Raw genomic sequence first — 17,084 nt, 5'->3', positions numbered from 1 at the left:
GGATCACCATTTAATGGTTCCCATTAAATGCTAACTACTAGCGAATGGCAACTGCAATACCGCGAGGTCTTGTGGGGAGGAAGCCGCTAGCAAAACTACGAGCTGACGGACAGAAACATCATATAAGGCTTAGCCTGGAGGCGAGGTAGCCAAGGATACCAAAGCCATGTGGTCTAACGGGTAGAGTAAATGATGCAGTTGTGTAGTGAAAGTTCACGTTCTTATCTGGGGAGATCTGTTCAACCTGCTGCTGTAAAGCTGTCAGCGTGGCCGCTGACTCATAAGTAGGCCCAGCCCGTTAGCCACCATCGCGGGGGTAAACAAAATTGGTGGAACACAGCGGCGCCTCGGCCAGTAATGGCCAAGGTGATTGAACAGAAGTCAGCCGACGGCATAGTAGCCTAATACCAAGATTAATACCTTGGATACGGTGAAGGCCTGAACCCAAAATCCACGAGTTAAAAGACAGGGCTAGCCTGCCGATATGTTGCCAGCCGGATATAAAATTGACGTAGCGCACTGCCATGACACTCAACTCAAATGAAAATCTGCTTGAAACCATCCTCAGCAAAGAAAATCTTAATGCTGCATGGAAACACGTGCGAAGCAACAAAGGTGCCGCAGGCATTGACGAGATTACTGTCGATAATTTTATGCAGCACTTCAAGGCAGTTGGCGACGACCTCATCGAGACTATTCGACAGGGTCATTACCAGCCGCTTCCCGTCAGGCGCGTCTACATTCGCAAGCCAGATGGCGGCCAGCGTGGTCTCGGGATACCTACGATCTTTGATCGTGTTATACAGCAGGCTATCGCCCAAATCATCGGTCCCAGTTTCGATAAAACCTTTTCGGAGTTCAGCTATGGGTTCCGCCCAAAGCGATCACAGCATCATGCGGTGAAAAAGCTACAGAAGTATATCGAAGGCGGGAAGCGGATAGCCGTAGATGTCGATTTATCTAAGTTCTTCGACCGGGTCAACCATGACTTCCTCATGAGTTTACTTGGCCAAAGAATCAGCGATAAGCGTTTACTCAAGTTGATCGCAAGTTACTTGCGTGTAGGAAGTGTAGAAGATGGATGCTGGAAAGCCTGTCATGAGGGGGTGCCACAAGGGGGCCCTTTATCGCCGCTGCTCTCCAATATTGTACTCGACCTGCTCGACAAAGAGCTGGAAAAACGCCAGCACGATTTTGTCCGCTATGCGGATGATTTTGTGATTGTCGTTTCCTCTAAACGTGCCGGCGAACGGCTTATGGCGAGCATTAAACGCTTTGTTGAGCGCAAGCTTAAACTCAAAGTTAACGATGCTAAAAGCCAAGTAGCCCCCGTTAGTCGTTGTAAGTTTCTGGGTTTTTCTTTTCGTGGAGCAAAGCTTGTCTGGCATGATAAGTCACTGCGCCAATTTAAATACCACGTCCGTCAGATTACAGGACGGTCCCGTGGCATTTCGATGGAAAAGAAACTGAAGGAACTTACCGTATACCTCCGTGGCTGGATCAACTATTTTGGAATAGCGCAAGGCTATCAAAAATGTATTGATCTAGACTGCTGGATACGGCGGCGATTAAGAATGAGCTATTGGAAGAATTGGCGCAGAGTGAGAACGAAAGTTCGAAATTTACTGCGTATGGGTGTGAGTGAATCGCTGGCAGTTACCTGCGGCTCGACCGGTAAAAGTTACTGGCGAAGCGCAAAAACTGAGGGTATTCATATTGCGCTCAATAATGAGTTCTTCGAAGAGATGGGGTTGATTTCATTGCGAGATCGTTGGGTAGAGATTCATTACGGATAGGGAACCGCCCATTGCGGACCCGCACGATGGGTGGTGTGGGGGCCGGTAGCTAGAAACTACCGGCTACCCGATTTAACTGCGGTCATCTTCGAAAGCTTCCGCGTTGAGGGTATATGCAAGTTCAGAGCATATTGACATAGGAACTCCGCTGGTCAGTAGAACACCATTCTCCAGACTTATATTGCCAACTTTATTCCCGCCTTCTAGATAGAAAGCTATGCCTTCACCAGAGAAAAGAACCTCCTCATTGGTAAATGGGTTAGTTCCTTTCTTGTCAGGAGCTTGTGCGAGGGCTTGATGACCGGAGATTACGCTACTCCATTGATCAAGCTGTATATCACCATCGTTTTTGATTATTTTACCGAAGTCCATTTTCTCTCCTGGAAAGTTAACAGTGTATTCAAAAGCAGCTGCATTATATCCCATTCATATATCCCAACACCTTAAGCTACTGGCCTGGCGAAAAAAAACCAGGAAATTCAGTATTTTAGATATAATTGGTACAAACGTCAGAATGTGGATATGAGAAGCTGCTTATATATCTTGTTATTTCGTGGCTTTTGATCTTGTTGGTAATACCTTAAAAGTCAATGAGTTAGCAGATTGCTCCGGTGGATATGTGCAGCTGCTTTTGATCTTGGAAAAATTTAGTGAACAACGTCGTGGCTGCTCTATTTTTACCCGCGACTGTCCTTTAAAGATTTGCATTCGTATGTTTAGTTAAGTGGGCAGGGCTTGAAAGCAGGGAAGGGGGTTGTTGGGTGAATGTAAGTTTCACAGTAAAAAAGAGCGGGCTTTGCCCGCTCTTTTAGGTCTTAAGGTCTACTGCACCAAGCTAAACAGTTGCGTATTGCCACCAGTGGCAACGGTATTGATGGTTTTGGTTTTCTCGGTGGCAAAGCGGAACAGGTAGTGGGGGCCGCCGGCTTTAAAGCCGGTGCCGGAGAGGCCTTGGCCACCGAAGGGGTTTACACCTACTACTGCGCCGACCATATCGCGGTTTACGTAGCAGTTGCCTACGTTGACACGCTTGAATACTGCGTCGGCGCGGCCTTCGATGCGGGAGTGCAGGCCGAAGGTGAGGCCGTAGCCGGTGGCGTTGATGCGGCGGATCACGTCTTCCAGTTCTTCGGCTTTAAAGCGCACTACGTGCAGGAAGGGACCGAAGACTTCGCGCTTGAGAAGGGAGAAATCTTCAATTTCTACCACTTGTGGGCCGAAGAAGGTGCCTGTGCTGGGCTTCTTGTTTTCATCGAAGGCGAACAGCGGTTTGGCTTCTTTGGCCATACGCTCACGATGAGTTTCCAGCGTGCCCAGGGCTTTTTCGTCGATCACGGGGCCGATATCGGTTTCCAGTTTACTGGGGTCGCCGAGGGTGAGTTCCTCGCAAGCGCCTTTGAGCATATTGAGCAGGTTATCTGCAATCACGTCCTGCACACACAGAATACGCAGGGCGGAGCAGCGTTGGCCGGCACTCAGGAAGGCGGATTGAATTACATCGTCCACTACTTGCTCGGGCAGGGCAGTGGAGTCCACGACCATCACGTTCTGGCCGCCGGTTTCGGCGATCAGCGGTACGATCGGACCCTCTTTGGCCGCCAGCTGTTGGTTGATCAGGCGTGCGGTTTCGGTGGAGCCGGTAAAGGCTACGCCGCCCAGGCGCGGATCTTCAATCAGTAGTTTACCCACGGCGGCGCCGGTACCGGTAATCAGGTGCAATACCTTGGGGGGGACACCGGCGTCGAGCATGATACGCACGGCGTGCGCGGCGATGATCGGGGTTTGCTCGGCGGGCTTGGCCAGCACCGCATTTCCGGCGGCGAGGGCGGCAACCACTTGGCCGGTAAAGATGGCCAGGGGGAAGTTCCAGGGGCTGATGGCTACAAATACACCGCGGCCGCCGAGGAACAGTTGGTTTTTTTCGCCGGTGGGGCCGGGCAGCTCGGTGGGCTCACTGAAGTGCTGGCGCGCGGCATTGGCGTAGTAGCGGCAGAAGTCTACGGCTTCGCGCACTTCACTGATGCCGTCGTTTAAAGTGCGGCCCGCTTCCAGGCAGATAATGGCTGCCAGTTCGTTGATTTTCTTTTCATAGAAGTCGGCGATGCGATCGAGAATCGCCGCGCGGCTGTTGCCACCCTGGCGGTCCCAGTCGATCTGCGCCTCGGTAGCGGAGGCATAGGCTTGCTCAATCAAATGTTTGTCGGTATTGGCAGTGTGGCCGATCACTTCACCGCTGGCCGGGTTATAGACCGGCTCTTCCGCCTTGCCCATGACACCGTCGACAATAGGGCCGCCGAGGAAGTGTTTGCCCTGTTGTTTTTGCAGCTCTTCCAATAAGGGTTCTACAGCCAGTGGGTCGGTCAGTTCGATGCCGTGTGAATTTTTCCGTGGCAGGGCCTCTGCGCCCATATAAATATTCTCCGGTACAGGAATTTGCGGGTGGCGGAGGGGGTTGCAGGCTTCACTTAAATCGAGGGTATCCTGCACCAGTGCTTCGATGGGTGTGTTCTCATCCATAAAGCGGTTGACGAAAGAGCTGTTGGCGCCGTTTTCCAACAGGCGACGCACCAGATAGGGCAGCAGGTCGCGGTGGGCACCCACGGGGGCGTAAACCCGCACGGGCACGCGCTTGCCGTGCACGGCTTCGATCTGTGCATAGAGCAGGTGACCCATGCCGTGCAGGCGCTGGAATTCAAAATTGGTGCGCTCGCCGGCCATTTCCAAAATCAGGCCCACGGTATAGGCGTTGTGGGTGGCGAACTGCGGGTAAATCGCTTCTTCCGCGTCCAGCAGTTTTTTGGCACACACCTGGTAGGAAAGGTCGGTGTGGCATTTGCGGGTGTACACCGGGTAATCGCTCAGGCCCATCTGCTGGGCGTGCTTGATTTCGCTATCCCAGTAGGCGCCTTTCACCAGGCGCACCATGAGTTTGCGGCCGGTGTCGCGCCCCAGCGCAATCAGCCAGTCGGCCACATGGGGTGCGCGCTTCTGGTAGGCCTGTAAAACAAAGCCGAGGCCCTGCCAGTCTTTCAGTTCCGGGTCGCGGGCCAGGGCCTCAAAAATATCCAGGGAAATATCCAGGCGCTCGGCTTCTTCTGCGTCGATATTCAGGCCCATATCGTATTTGGCGGCGGCCACACACAGGCGTTTTACCTGGGGCAGCAGTTCGTCCATGACGCGCTCGCGCTGCAATACGCTGTAGCGGGGGTGCAGGGCGGAGAGTTTGATGGAGATACCGTTGGCCTCGACAACATCGCGCTTGCTGTTGTCTTTGCCGATAGCTTCGATAGCCATCATATAAGCGTCGTAATAGCGCTGGGCGTCGGCCATGGTGCGCGCACCTTCGCCGAGCATATCGAAGGAGAATCGGGTGCCGGGCAGGTTTTCCTTGGGGCCGCGCTTCAAGGCTTCTTCAATAGTGCGGCCCAATACATATTGGCCGCCCATAATTTTCATGGCCTGCATCATGGAGGTGCGCACCATGGGCTCGCCGATGCGGCTGATCAGGCGCTTCATCCAGTGAGAGGGACGCTCGGTGATATCCGGGTCCAGCTCGACCACGCTGCCGGTGAGCATCAGCCCCCAGGTGGAGGCGTTCACAAAGAGGGAATCCGACTGGCCACGATGGCTGGACCAGTTGCCGGAATGCACTTTCTCGGCAATCAGTTTGTCGGCAGTATCAGCATCGGGAACCCTGAGGAGGGATTCCGCCAAGCACATCAGTGCCACGCCTTCTTTATTGGAAAGGCCGAACTGCTGCAGGAAGGCATCGAGCGTACCGCGCTTGCTGCGCTGCTGGCGCGAGTGGCGCACCAGCTCGCGCGAGGTGTTCAGAATTTTCTTGCGCAGGGCGTCACTGGGGCGGGGGGCGGCCAGGAGCTCGCTAACACATTGGTTTTCGTCGGCGTGCAAATACTCGTGAGCCCGCTCTCGGGCATTCTGGAGATCTCCGGCGAAGTTTGTCGACATATCGTCTCCCAAGCTCTATATCTAGGGTCAGAATAAAAGACCGGATTATGTGCGAAAGTGCTTAGAATTAATCGCCATTTTGGCGATGGTTGTGGTTAAATATCACGCCTAAATGCGTGATTGCCAGTAGGGTATTTTGTAATGTCTCGACAGTTGGAAGATCTGGATCGTATCGATCGTCAAATACTGCGGATTCTTCAACGGCATGGCCGCCTGCCAAACGTGGAGTTGGCGCGCCGTGTGAACCTCAGTCCCACTCCTTGCCTGGAGCGTGTGAAGCGTCTCGAACGGGAAGGTTTTATCCGCGATTATGTGGCGCTGCTGGACCCCCTCAAAGTCCATGCCGGTTTGGTGGTTTATATTCAGGTGACCCTGAATAACACCGCTACCGAGGCCCTGGAGGCCTTTAACCAGCATGTGGCAGGCCTTGAGGAAGTGCAGGAATGTCATATGGTGGCCGGCGGCTTTGACTATCTTGTGAAGATTCGCATTAAGGATATGCTGGGTTACCGCCGTTTTCTCGGTGAGAAGCTGGCCTCGGTACCGGGTGTGCGTGAGACCCATACCTATGTGGTGATGGAGGAAGTAAAAACCGATACCGCCGTTGCGGTGCCCGATCCAGAGCCCAAAAGTAAAACAACCAGGCGCTAGGCCTGGCGTTTGAGCGGTCAGGGATGGCCGAAACGCTCGCCACTTGGCAGATAAAAAACAGACAAGGTTGCCGAGCCGGTGGAAGAATGACCACTTATTATGTGCCTTAGCGGTACAATTCCGATCTGGACTACACACCTAATTACTTCCCAACACCGTAAACCTTCCTATTGATTGCAGATTTCCCTGGGGAAAATGGCGAATTGGCAATCATTGTCGGCCGGGATTTTATTATCCTCGTCATAATGTATGCGCGGCGCCTATGCCGCCCGATCCAACCGCGATAACTATAAAGTAGGTACTGTATGGATTTCTCATTGAGCGAAGAGCAGCAGATGATTCAGGATGCTGCGCGACAGTTTGCCGAGAGTGAATTGAAGCCTATCGCCGCAGAGCTCGATAAAACCGGCAACCGCGAGTTACTACTGAGCCAATTAAAAGCTTTGGCTGAACTGGGCTTTATGGGGATCAATATCGACCCCAACTACGGCGGTACCGGTGCCGGCACCGTAGCTTTCAGCCTGGCCATTACCGAACTTGCGCGCGGCTGCGGCTCCACGGCCACGACCACTTCAGTCACCAACATGGTGGCCGAAGTCATCCAGGCGGTTGGCAATGAAGAGCAGCGACAAAAGTATCTGCCCAAGATTTGCAGCGGTGAATATGCCGCGGGTTCTTTCTGCCTGACAGAGCCGGGTTCTGGTTCTGATGCCGCGGCCATGCGCACCCGCGCTGTTAAGGACGGTGACGACTACGTGCTTAACGGCAGCAAACTGTTTATCAGCAGTGCTGAATTTGCCGGCATTTTTGTCGTTTGGGCGGTGACGGATTCCGAGGCAGCCAAAGGAAAGGGTATTAGCTGCTTCCTGGTGGAGGCCGGTACACCGGGCCTGATTGTTGGCAAGGCTGAGGAGAAGATGGGGCAAAAAGCCTCCGTAACCAACGAAGTCTCCTTCGATAACTGCCGAATCCCGGCCGCCAATCTGTTGGGTGAAGAGAATCGTGGCTTCCGCATTGCCGCCGGCGAGCTGGCGGGCGGGCGCATTGGTATCGGCTCACTGGCGTTGGGCATCGGTCTGGAGGCTCTGGATTGCGCTCGCAGTTATATGCACGAGCGTGAGCAATTTGGCAAGAAGCTGGCCCAGTTCCAAGGTTTGCAGTGGCAGTTGGCCGATAAATACACTGAGTTGGAAGGCGCGCGTTTGCTGCTGTTACAAGCTGCTTGGCAGAAAGATGCCGGCCAGGCTTTTGGCCCGGCGGCCTCAATGGGCAAACTGTTTGCCAGCGAAAAAGCCAATGAAGCCTGCTACCTGGCGCTGCAGATTCACGGCGGGGTAGGCTACACCCGCGAGTACCCGCTGGAGCGAATGAGCCGTGATGTGCGTATCACCACTATTTACGAGGGCACTAGCGAAATACAGCGCCTGATTATCGCCCGTCACCTGCTGGATGTGCGTTGATGGCATTTGGCTATCGGTGGCTTGTAGCACAAGGTCTTGTTGATAGTCGCCGATTCATCCCGGGTTACTAAAAATCTCATCCGCTATTGTCCGATCATTGTCCTAATCAGGCTGCGCTAGCCAGCTCCGCTTTTCTTAGCGGGGCTGGCCGCAAGCACATATTCTCTACCTGCCTATAATCCCTCCTACGCTTTAAAGGAAAGTTTTTCCTCCGCTTCAGGTTCAGTCATTTTCTATCTGTCGGCAGGTTCACTGCAGGGGCTGGAGAGGCTCAAGGTTGGGTGAGAAAAATGAAAAAATACCAGGACATTTTTTTCGGATTCGTCGCTCTCACTGTATTTTTGATTTCATCCATACCCTATTCATTGCCAGCACAAGAACCAAAGCCTGCCAGTGTGATTACCAAAAAGGAAAATCACGCCGTACTGAAAGAACTGCCATTTGCCAATCGCCAGGATTTCGCCGATGTAAAGCGAGGTTTTATTGCGCCTTTGCCCAATAACGGCATTATCAACAATAAAAAAGGGAATCCGGTGTGGAACCTGGAGGCCTTCCAGTTCGCCAATGACCAGCAAGCCCCCGATACCGCCAACCCCAGTCTCTGGCGACAGCTTCAATTAATTTCCCAGGGGGGGCTCTATGAGGTGATACCGAGAATTTATCAAGTGCGCAGCGCGGACCTTTCAAATATCACTTTTATCGAAGGGGATAGTGGGGTCATTGTGATGGACCCCTTAATCTCTGCGGAGACCGCAAAAGCCGCATTGGATTTATATCGCGAGCATCGGGGGAATAAACCGATAGTGGCGGTGATCTATACCCATAGCCATGTCGATCATTACGGCGGTGTGCGCGGAGTAGTGAATGAAGAGGAGATTAAAGCTGGTAGGGTGAAAGTGATCGCGCCCAAAGATTTTTTAATTGAGGCGGTGAGTGAAAATGTGTTTGCCGGTAATCATATGGCCCGCCGCGCCAGTTTTATGTATGGCAACCTGCTGCCCAAAGACCCGAAGGGCACTCTGGGAGCGGGTTTGGGATTGGAGACATCCACGGGTACCGTCACTCTGATTGAGCCCACGGATACGATCAGTAAAACCGGTGAGACCAGAAAAATCGATGGCCTTACCTTTGAATTTTTGATGGCGCCTGGTTCCGAGGCGCCTGCGGAAATGCACTTCTATATTCCCGAGCTAAAGGCGCTTACCGCCGCCGAGAACGCCACCCATACACTTCATAACCTTTACACATTGCGTGGCGCCAAGGTGCGCAATGCGCGGGCATGGTCCCGCTATCTCAATGAGACATTACAGCGCTGGGGAGGGCAGGTGGAGGTGCTGTTTGCTCCACATCACTGGCCCACCTGGGGGCAGGAGAATGTAATCAACCATTTAAAAAAGCAGCGCGATTTATATAAGTACCTCAATGACCAGACTCTGCGTTTGGCCAATCACGGCTACAACATGGTTCAGACCGCCGAGTTGATGAAGCTGCCCCCAGAGCTTTCCCAATACTGGGCCAATCGCGGCTATTACGGCAGTGTCAATCACGATACCCGCGCGGTATGGAATTATTACCTTGGGTTCTTTGATGGAAATCCTGCCCGCCTCTACCCGATGCCTCCCACTGCTGTCGGGAAAAAATATGTCCAATATATGGGTGGTGCGGCCAATGTTATAAAGCAAGCCAAGAGGGACTATGAAGCTGGTGAGTACCGTTGGGTGGCTGAAGTGCTCGACAAGCTGGTTTCTGCCGAGCCCAATAATCGTGCAGCGCGTGATTTATTGGCTAACGCATTGGAGCAGATGGGTTACCAGCAGGAAAATGGCACTTGGAGAAACTTTTTTTTAAGTGGTGCCAAGGAATTACGCCACGGGATAGAGCGGTTCCCAGTTCCATTGACAGCCAGTGCCGACACTATTCGCAGTATGCCCACTGTGCTGATTTTTGATTACTTGGGAATTCGATTGAATGGTCCCAAGGCAACAGGTAAACAGATTGCCATCAATATCACTTTGCCGGATGTCAAGGAAGAATACTCTCTAGTACTGGAAAATGCAGTGCTTAACTATGGAGCTCCGGTAGAGAAGCCTCAGAGTACCGTCACAATTAATCGCAGTGACCTCAACGATATTATCCTTGGGACATCGACAATTCAGAAAAAAAAGGATAGTAACGCATTGAAAATTGATGGCGATAGAGACCAGTTGAGAGTGCTGCTTTCCCTGATGGATAAGTTCGATTTTTGGTGGAATCTGGTTACTCCAGAGCCGATGAATAAGGCTTCTGAGGATTAACTCTGAGGTTCCTCCTCTTGTTATATGTCAGGGTGGGGAGGGCTTGGGGTGTCATTGCATTTGCAATTTAATGGATTCAATCCGGAGTATTTATGAAAGGAAGTACCTTGGAGGAAATGCTTGTGGGGATTGGCACTCTTGAGGAGAGTGCGAGCTTTGAGGTGTCTTTGGGTCAGAATATAAAGATTCTATGCATGATGGCTTTGGCCATAGGTTACCGTTTTCTGATTGCTCCTTGGAAAATCAAGACTCGTGCAAAATTCTATGCGGAAATGGAAAAACTTAAGCAGTTACCAATGCGGGTCCCCTCTGAAAAAACGATATCAGTAGAGGATAAGGATTATTTCCTAAAGAAGGATTCTCTGGCGTTCTTTAAAAAGAATGGATATCTACCGCCTTTCAAAGTCTTGACTGCAGAAGAGGCTGAAAACCTCGAAGAAATGGTGCTCAAGGAATATGATGATGGCTTTCACGGGGTTAGCTTTTATGGAGATAAAATCAGAGAGATAGAAATAAGGCATGGCAAGTGGCCGATTGAAGATGCAGGAACTTATCAGGCCCTCCGTTTAAAACCCTTTAGGGATTTATTGCGTAAGCCGCAAATTGCGCATCGGCTGGCGAGTTTGTTGGGGGATGAGGTTATCTGCTGGCGGTCGCAGTTTTTTTATAAGAAACCGGGAACAGAAGCCACTGTGTGGCACCAGAATGCCACCTTTAGGGAAACAGGGAAAGATGCCAAACTGGAGTCCACTAAAGATACTCCACCAGCACTCATACAGCTCAATGCGTGGGTGGCATTAACTGATTCCACCAAGGAAAATGGATGCTTACGCCTTTTACCGGGTTCATTTACGGATGCAAGAATTCATTTCTTGTACGATTTTGCACAAAATCACCGCGGCCTATACTTTTCCATGCTTCCTTTCTCTCTATCAGACCTTTACAAATATACGAAGATTGGTCTCTATGGCTCTATAGTCGGAAAGAGTGCTCTAATATTCCTAACAGCAATCAAGTTGTTGGGTGAGGAATTTTTAGAGAAGTTTGAGGTTCTTGATCTAGAGATGAAAGCGGGAGAGTGTTTGATATTCTCCGCTTTGAATATGCATGCTTCTTACCCAAATACCTCAAAAGATCGTTTTAGATTCTCTTTCCTAGGCCGCTGTACCTCTAGTGATGTGCGTGTGGTGCCTTCAGGGTGGGATACTTTCGCTAGTGCTGAGGGTCCTGTCGAATTTGAGTTGCCAGAAGTCCATACGTTTATGGTTTATGGGAGTGATTCACATGGATTCAATAAGGTGTTAGCAGAATAAGATGGTCTAACCCTTTCGTTCTTGTAAATTTAGGTGTTGGTAATGATGGAAAAAAGTACCTTACAGGAAATGCTAAAAGGATTTGGCTCTCTAAAGGAAGTTGCTGATGGGTTCCAAATTACTGCGGTTCAATCTCTCCGAATATGGGGGATGATGGGGTTGGTTATACTTTATAAGGTGTTCATTCTGCCATGTCAAAAGAATAAGAAGAAACAGTTGTTTGATGATTTGGGGTCACTGAAAAATCTAACTTTGACTATTCCGCGCAATGTACAGTCGAAGTCAAAGAGAGAGGGCTACTTTCTCAGCAATGAAGATTTGGACTTTTTTGAAGAAAAAGGATATCTGCCACCATTTCAGGTTCTCTCTGAGCATGAGGCGGAGCAACTAAAGGAGGAACTTCAAAAGGAATTTTCCTGTGATTTTCATGGAGAGATTTATTTAAGTGAAAAGATTGAGGATATTGAGAAAAGACATGATCAGTGGCAGATAGAGGGTGCCGGGCTTTACCAGGCGTTACGAATAAAATCACTCAGAGACTTATTTCGCAGGCCACAAATAGCTGAGCGTCTTGCAAGTATACTGGGTGATGAGGTTATGTGTTGGCGAAGCCAGATGTTTCATAAGTTCCCCGGTGCAGGGGGGACAATATGGCACCAAAATGCTACTTTCCGTGAGAGTGGTAAGTATGCCAAATTACAACCCACCCAGAAAATGGACCCCGCTATCATCCAGCTGAATGCCTGGGTGGCACTTACAGACTGTACAGAAGAAAATGGGTGTTTGCGCTTACTGCCGGGATCAATGACAGATGCCCGAATGGATTATCTTTATAGCTATTCTCAAGATAATAAGCTGTTTTATTTGTCTCTGCAGCCCTTTTCTTTTTCATATATGTATACGTTAATCAAAATTGCACTCTACGGAACTATTTTTATCAAGAGTGTATTATTATTTCGCACAGCCGTTGAACTGCTGGGTGAGGACTATTTTGATAAGTTTGACGTTGTTGATGTCCATATGAAAGCTGGTGAATGCTTAATATTCTCCTCCTTAAATATGCATGCCTCTTATCCAAATACCACTAAAGAGGATTCACGTTTTTCTGCAGTAGCACGCTGTACACCAAATCATGTGAAGGTTGCGCCTTCCGGTGTCGATATATACTCAACCGCGGAGGGTTTGGTCGAGTACAAGCTCCCTGATGTTCCCAATTTTCAAGTGTATGGTAAAGATACTTACGGCTACAATAAGATAATCGATGATTAAGGTAGTAGGCTGTTTTCTAGCTCTAACTCAATATAGACCGCACTAATATTTCTGATACTCCTGAAATGTTATAAGCCCCAGCTGCTTCTTTGTTGTTTCTGCGCAAGCTGGGGTAATAAACATCCAGATTGCCCCTCTAATGAGCAGCCATATCTTCTGTTTTATTGACTGTTGATACTTGTACTGTTTGTTCTTCAGGAATTTGTTTTGTGTGAAAGGTGAGAATTCCATCCTCGATTGGTGCATGAAGAAGTATTTTGGAGTCCTGTTCATAGTTATTCAGCAGGCGCCAAGGGTACTTTTTACCTTGACGTGGCAATACATGATTGCCCCTTTTCACATAACCAGAATTCAGGCTACTCATAACAGAATTGTTTTCACTACAGCCTTCGGTATCCTCAGCCAAACAGATATCATATTCATGTTTGTCCATGTAACGAAGCAGGCGGCAGATGTAACGAGCGGAGATATCTGCCTTGAGAGTCCAAGGGGCGTTGGTATAGCCAAAAACCCACGACATATTGGGGACACCCTCTAATAGTACGGCTTTGTAAGTGAGTTTTTCATTGATAGGAACTCTCTCTCCGTCTAAGCAGAGTTGCATGCCTCCAAGTACTTGTAAATTCAGCCCGGTTGCTGTGATGATAATATCGGCATCGATTCTCTGACCGGATTGCAGCTCAATATAGGTCTTCCCAATTGTTTTAATTTCTCCAGTCTCTACAGACGCTTTGCCCGCGTGTATTGCCTTAAAAAAATCATCATCGGGTACCGCACAAACCCGCTGATCCCAGGGGTTGTAGTCCGGTGTGAAATGGCGCATGTCATAGTTCTTGGGCAGGCTCTTGCGCACGCCCTTTAAGAATAAGTTGCGCATAAATCGGGGCCAGCGTTTAGAGGCTTTAAAAAGCCAGCGCTGTATTTTTACATTGCGCCAACGGGCGAACTTAAAGACCCAGGATTTTGGCAGAAACTTGAGAAGCCTTGCGGAGAGTTTGTCGAATGCGGGTACAGAAATAACGTAGCTGGGGGAGCGCTGCAACATGGTCACATGTTCGGCCCGGTCAGCCAGGGCAGGCACCAGGGTCACCGCCGTGGCACCGCTGCCAATAACAACAATTTTCTTATCCTGGTAATCCAGAAGCTCCGGCCAGTGCTGAGGGTGTATGTAGTTTCCTTGGAATTGCTCTGCTCCAGGAATCTTAGGAAGGTATCCGCGGTGGTGATCGTAATACCCGGTGCATGAGATTAAGAATTTGCAACTGTAGCGGCGGGGCTCCCCGCTGACTGTGTCACTGCCCTCCAGAATCCAAAGACCTTTCTGGTTATCCCAGTTGGCTCTGAAGAGCTCGACATTGAAGTGAATATCTTTGCTGATTGCATATTCTTCTGCGGTGTCATTCAGGTATTGGCGAATGGCGGGGCCATCCGCTAGCACTTTAAGCCCTGGCCATGGGCGGAAGTCAAAGCCGAAACTGAACATGTCAGAATCCGAGCGGATGCCTGGGTAGCGGAATAAATCCCAGGTGCCGCCTATTTGAGAGCGGCGCTCAAGGATGGCTATTTTCTTGGAGGGACATTCGCGGCGAAGGTGGCAGGCGGCCCCGATACCAGAAAGGCCAGCACCGATGATCAACACATCAAAATGAAGCGGTTGCAAAGTCATCATCCTTTTCGAATCTTTAGACACAATAGACTGCGTAGATGCGGGGCCTTTTTATTGTTACATTGCGACAAAAAATTATCTTGAGGCGTCAGCAGACGCTCTGGGGGAGCAGTGGGTAGTGTGATACGAGCCAGTGTGCTTACGGGGTATTCTGAGCTGACAAGGGAACTGGGGGGAGATGCCGGTGCACTTCTCGCTGAGTTTAATATTCCTGCAGATATAGTCGCTTCTGATAGTCGCCTGTTCCCTCATGTGGATGTGGCTCGCTTGCTGGAAATTACCGCCGAGCGGTTAGAGTGTGGCAATTTTGCACTTCGCCTCGCTGCGCGACAGGGTGTTGACCGGCTGGGGGGCATTGCGGTGATAGCCTGCAACTCCACCTCTGCCAGAGAAGCCATTGAGGCGGTCGGCCGGTTTATGTCGCTGCACAGCCCGGCTACTCACTTGCGTATTGAATCCGTAGGCGCTGGGACCATTGCTAGGACCATTGATGGAACCTTTGATCGCCTGGTGTTTGATCAGCTCGATCCGGCCCTCTGCCGTTTCCGGCAAATCCACGAGCAAACCCTGGGCAATGCCTTGGTGATGTTGCGAATGCTGATGGGGGCTAATACGGCACCACTGAGGGTCTTACTGCCTCATGGGGCTCAGAGTGCGCCTGCTGATTACCAGGAATATTTCTCCTGTCCGGTCGAATTCCTATCTGGCTATTGCGCCCTGGAGTTCCCTGCCGAGCAGTTGGATACTCCGCTCGCTTCCGCTGATCCGATCACCAAGCGCTTGGCCACCAGTTACCTGGAGCAGCAGCGTGTTTCCGCAGCGGCCTCACTGGGCACACAAGTTCGAGAGCTGGTGCGGCAATTACTGCCCACTGGCCAGTATCAGGTGGGGGTTGTAGCATCCCAATTGAGCTTGCACCCGCGCACCCTGCAAAGACGCCTGGCGATGGAGGGGTTGCGTTTTGACTCCCTATTGGACTTGGTGCGCAGAGAGCTGGCTGCGGAGTATCTGTCCAATACCGGCCTCGCTCTGGGGCAGATCACTGGGTTGCTGGGATATGCTGAGCAGAGCACTTTTCAGCGGGCTTGTCGGCGTTGGTTTTCGGATACTCCCCGCAACTACCGGCGTAGGCTGGCTCTCGCCAATCAATAGTCTGCGGGTTCGACTTCTCCGGGACGCCAGGTTTTCTCCAGCCAGGGGCCCAGTGGTCCATAGAGGCGCAAAATGACAAAGAAGCCCTTGCCCGGCACCGTCTCAAGCCAGTTATGTTCGAAATCTTTGGGCGGCTGGGGGCCAAAGTAGATATCGTAAGAACCGTCGGAGTTTTGCATGATCCCCTTACTCTGGCTGCTCACAGAGGGGAATTTCTGGCTTGTTTTCAGTTGTGAGCGGGTCTGGCTGTCGTAGATATTCACGGCCCAAAAAGCGTTGACCGGGACATCCGGCGGTAAGTGCAGCTTGTACTTCTTGCCGCCATCGAAAGGTTCCTTGTTTTCATCCACGAAGGCGATGGCATAGTCGGAGCCCTTACCGGGCTCAATGGCGGTCATCGCCGGGCTCACCCCGGTATAGGGGTAGAAGTAGCTGACCCGGGCATCACTATTGATTGTCTCGCCATCGGGGCCGTTGAAGAAAATATTCTTGCCGGGGAATGCCATAACCCAGGCACTGTCGGTTCCCGGATAGATCTTGACGTCTGCTAGGGACTTATCGGTGCGGGGATACCAAACAATGGAGCGCGCGATGCCATTCCCAATAGCCACGGCATCGGTAAGGATTTTGGTCATGCGTTCATCCGGACTGAAAGCCTTGCCCTTTTCAATGCCGATAGAGGCAAACAGACCGCGGGTTTCCGGGTTCAGCATGCCGATCCATTCGTATTGAATGACTTCGTTCAGGTGTTTATAGAATTTGTAGTTGTTGGGGTGGATGGTGTTGAAGGCCTTACCCGAGGCGCTGATAAACACCATCCGGGGAGGGTTTCCTTTCTTGGAGAGAGGGTAGATCCTGAGGTGGTCTTTCACATTTTGGGCCGCGGCTTCAAGGGGCTGGTCGCCCGGTGAGCGCATAAACACCCAGACACGATAGGAGCGTGGGTAGACCGGGAAGTAGCCAAAGGGTAGGTTGCCTTTGTAATCCGGTGGGAGAACCAGGTACTTGCCGCCTCGCCCCTTATCCGGCCCAGAGCGCCCGATATCCTCCACGTAGCGAAACCAGGCATCGTTAAAGGCACCTGTTATCCCGGGTGGGGAGTGCAGCACTGTAGGGCCATCGCGCTTCAGATCCAGAAAGGCGAGGGTATAAATGGTCGAGGTGTTTCCGGTCAGAAATAAAGATTCAGAATTCATCAGCTGATCAAAGATCAAAACTTCATTTGCCGCTTTGGCACCCAGTTCGCGGCCGCCTTTCATCAGCCCGTGTACCGAGGCGCCCTGGATTCCCTTCAAAAAGCTATCGACCGCACGCATGTGATCCAGGTAGTCGTAGAGTTTTTCTGCCGTCTCTGGGTAGGGAGCGCCGTCGCGAAATTTAAGCACACCGATACTGCTCTCTATTTCATCCGGTGTATTGATGGATTCCACAGCTTCCTTACTCACATCCGCTCTCAGGCTAGGATGAAATAGCGTAAAGAAGATTGATAGCGTGAGAAAAATCATCCGCGAGGT

At 51.0% G+C, this 17,084-nt stretch carries 11 protein-coding genes; 7 read left to right on the top strand and 4 right to left on the bottom strand.

All coding sequences use genetic code 11. The features are described 5' to 3' along the window. The first annotated feature begins 524 nt into the window (after positions 1-524). The gene (gene ltrA / locus FIU95_RS11625; protein WP_152452240.1) at positions 525-1,796 is read left to right on the top strand and encodes a group II intron reverse transcriptase/maturase; all 1,272 of its coding nucleotides are present in this window, start codon (positions 525-527) and stop codon (positions 1,794-1,796) included. 72 nt (positions 1,797-1,868) lie between these two features. Here ltrA and FIU95_RS11620 read toward each other — a convergent pair whose 3' ends face one another. Continuing rightward, positions 1,869-2,222 carry a hypothetical protein gene (locus FIU95_RS11620; RefSeq protein WP_152453937.1) on the bottom strand — a complete coding sequence of 118 codons (354 nt, stop codon included), beginning with the start codon at positions 2,220-2,222 and terminating at the stop codon, positions 1,869-1,871. Between the two features lie 396 nt (positions 2,223-2,618). Beyond that, positions 2,619-5,765 carry a bifunctional proline dehydrogenase/L-glutamate gamma-semialdehyde dehydrogenase PutA gene (putA, locus tag FIU95_RS11615; protein ID WP_152453936.1) on the bottom strand — a complete coding sequence of 1,049 codons (3,147 nt, stop codon included), beginning with the start codon at positions 5,763-5,765 and terminating at the stop codon, positions 2,619-2,621. Positions 5,766-5,906: 141 nt separating this feature from the next. Here putA and FIU95_RS11610 point away from each other — a divergent pair, with 141 nt between their 5' ends. The 5 genes from FIU95_RS11610 (at position 5,907) to FIU95_RS11590 (ending at position 12,752) form a co-directional block, all read left to right on the top strand. Then, complete coding sequence (locus FIU95_RS11610) at positions 5,907-6,416, top strand: Lrp/AsnC ligand binding domain-containing protein (protein WP_152453935.1); 510 nt, start codon at positions 5,907-5,909, stop codon at positions 6,414-6,416. Between the two features lie 305 nt (positions 6,417-6,721). Further along, the gene (locus tag FIU95_RS11605; RefSeq protein ID WP_152453934.1) at positions 6,722-7,876 is read left to right on the top strand and encodes an acyl-CoA dehydrogenase family protein; all 1,155 of its coding nucleotides are present in this window, start codon (positions 6,722-6,724) and stop codon (positions 7,874-7,876) included. 290 nt (positions 7,877-8,166) lie between these two features. Continuing rightward, positions 8,167-10,170, top strand: a complete 2,004-nt coding sequence (locus FIU95_RS11600) for an alkyl/aryl-sulfatase (RefSeq protein ID WP_152453933.1) — start codon at positions 8,167-8,169, stop codon at positions 10,168-10,170. Positions 10,171-10,262: 92 nt separating this feature from the next. Continuing rightward, positions 10,263-11,483, top strand: coding sequence for a phytanoyl-CoA dioxygenase family protein (locus FIU95_RS11595; protein ID WP_152453932.1), 1,221 nt, complete (start codon positions 10,263-10,265; stop codon positions 11,481-11,483). A 42-nt stretch (positions 11,484-11,525) separates the two neighbouring features. After that, positions 11,526-12,752 carry a phytanoyl-CoA dioxygenase family protein gene (locus FIU95_RS11590; protein WP_152453931.1) on the top strand — a complete coding sequence of 409 codons (1,227 nt, stop codon included), beginning with the start codon at positions 11,526-11,528 and terminating at the stop codon, positions 12,750-12,752. 136 nt (positions 12,753-12,888) lie between these two features. On the opposite strand, the gene FIU95_RS11585 is transcribed toward FIU95_RS11590, so the two are convergent. Further along, positions 12,889-14,442, bottom strand: coding sequence for an NAD(P)/FAD-dependent oxidoreductase (locus tag FIU95_RS11585; protein ID WP_256366389.1), 1,554 nt, complete (start codon positions 14,440-14,442; stop codon positions 12,889-12,891). A gap of 96 nt (positions 14,443-14,538) precedes the next feature. Between FIU95_RS11585 and FIU95_RS11580 the strand changes: the two genes are divergently transcribed. Next, complete coding sequence (locus FIU95_RS11580; protein WP_172975385.1) at positions 14,539-15,570, top strand: AraC family transcriptional regulator; 1,032 nt, start codon at positions 14,539-14,541, stop codon at positions 15,568-15,570. On the opposite strand, the gene FIU95_RS11575 is transcribed toward FIU95_RS11580, so the two are convergent. Further along, a complete protein-coding gene (locus FIU95_RS11575) occupies positions 15,564-17,015 on the bottom strand; it encodes a DUF1254 domain-containing protein (RefSeq protein ID WP_253868589.1) in 1,452 nt (483 codons plus the stop codon). The genes FIU95_RS11580 and FIU95_RS11575 overlap by 7 nt on opposite strands. Positions 17,016-17,084: the final 69 nt, after the last annotated feature.

The sequence above is a fragment of the Microbulbifer sp. THAF38 genome (assembly GCF_009363535.1).
GTDB lineage: Bacteria > Pseudomonadota > Gammaproteobacteria > Pseudomonadales > Cellvibrionaceae > Microbulbifer.
The sequence above is the reverse complement of the archived record's forward strand: the minus strand, read 5'-3'. Positions and strand labels throughout refer to the sequence as shown.

What these genes read in the sequence shown, in the direction of transcription:
- ltrA (WP_152452240.1), top strand. Translation starts at nt 525, where the DNA reads ATGACACTCAACTCAAATGAAAATCTGCTTGAAACCATCCTCAGCAAA.
- FIU95_RS11620 (WP_152453937.1), bottom strand. Translation starts at nt 2,222, where the DNA reads ATGGGATATAATGCAGCTGCTTTTGAATACACTGTTAACTTTCCAGGA.
- putA (WP_152453936.1), bottom strand. Translation starts at nt 5,765, where the DNA reads ATGTCGACAAACTTCGCCGGAGATCTCCAGAATGCCCGAGAGCGGGCT.
- FIU95_RS11610 (WP_152453935.1), top strand. Translation starts at nt 5,907, where the DNA reads ATGTCTCGACAGTTGGAAGATCTGGATCGTATCGATCGTCAAATACTG.
- FIU95_RS11605 (WP_152453934.1), top strand. Translation starts at nt 6,722, where the DNA reads ATGGATTTCTCATTGAGCGAAGAGCAGCAGATGATTCAGGATGCTGCG.
- FIU95_RS11600 (WP_152453933.1), top strand. Translation starts at nt 8,167, where the DNA reads ATGAAAAAATACCAGGACATTTTTTTCGGATTCGTCGCTCTCACTGTA.
- FIU95_RS11595 (WP_152453932.1), top strand. Translation starts at nt 10,263, where the DNA reads ATGAAAGGAAGTACCTTGGAGGAAATGCTTGTGGGGATTGGCACTCTT.
- FIU95_RS11590 (WP_152453931.1), top strand. Translation starts at nt 11,526, where the DNA reads ATGATGGAAAAAAGTACCTTACAGGAAATGCTAAAAGGATTTGGCTCT.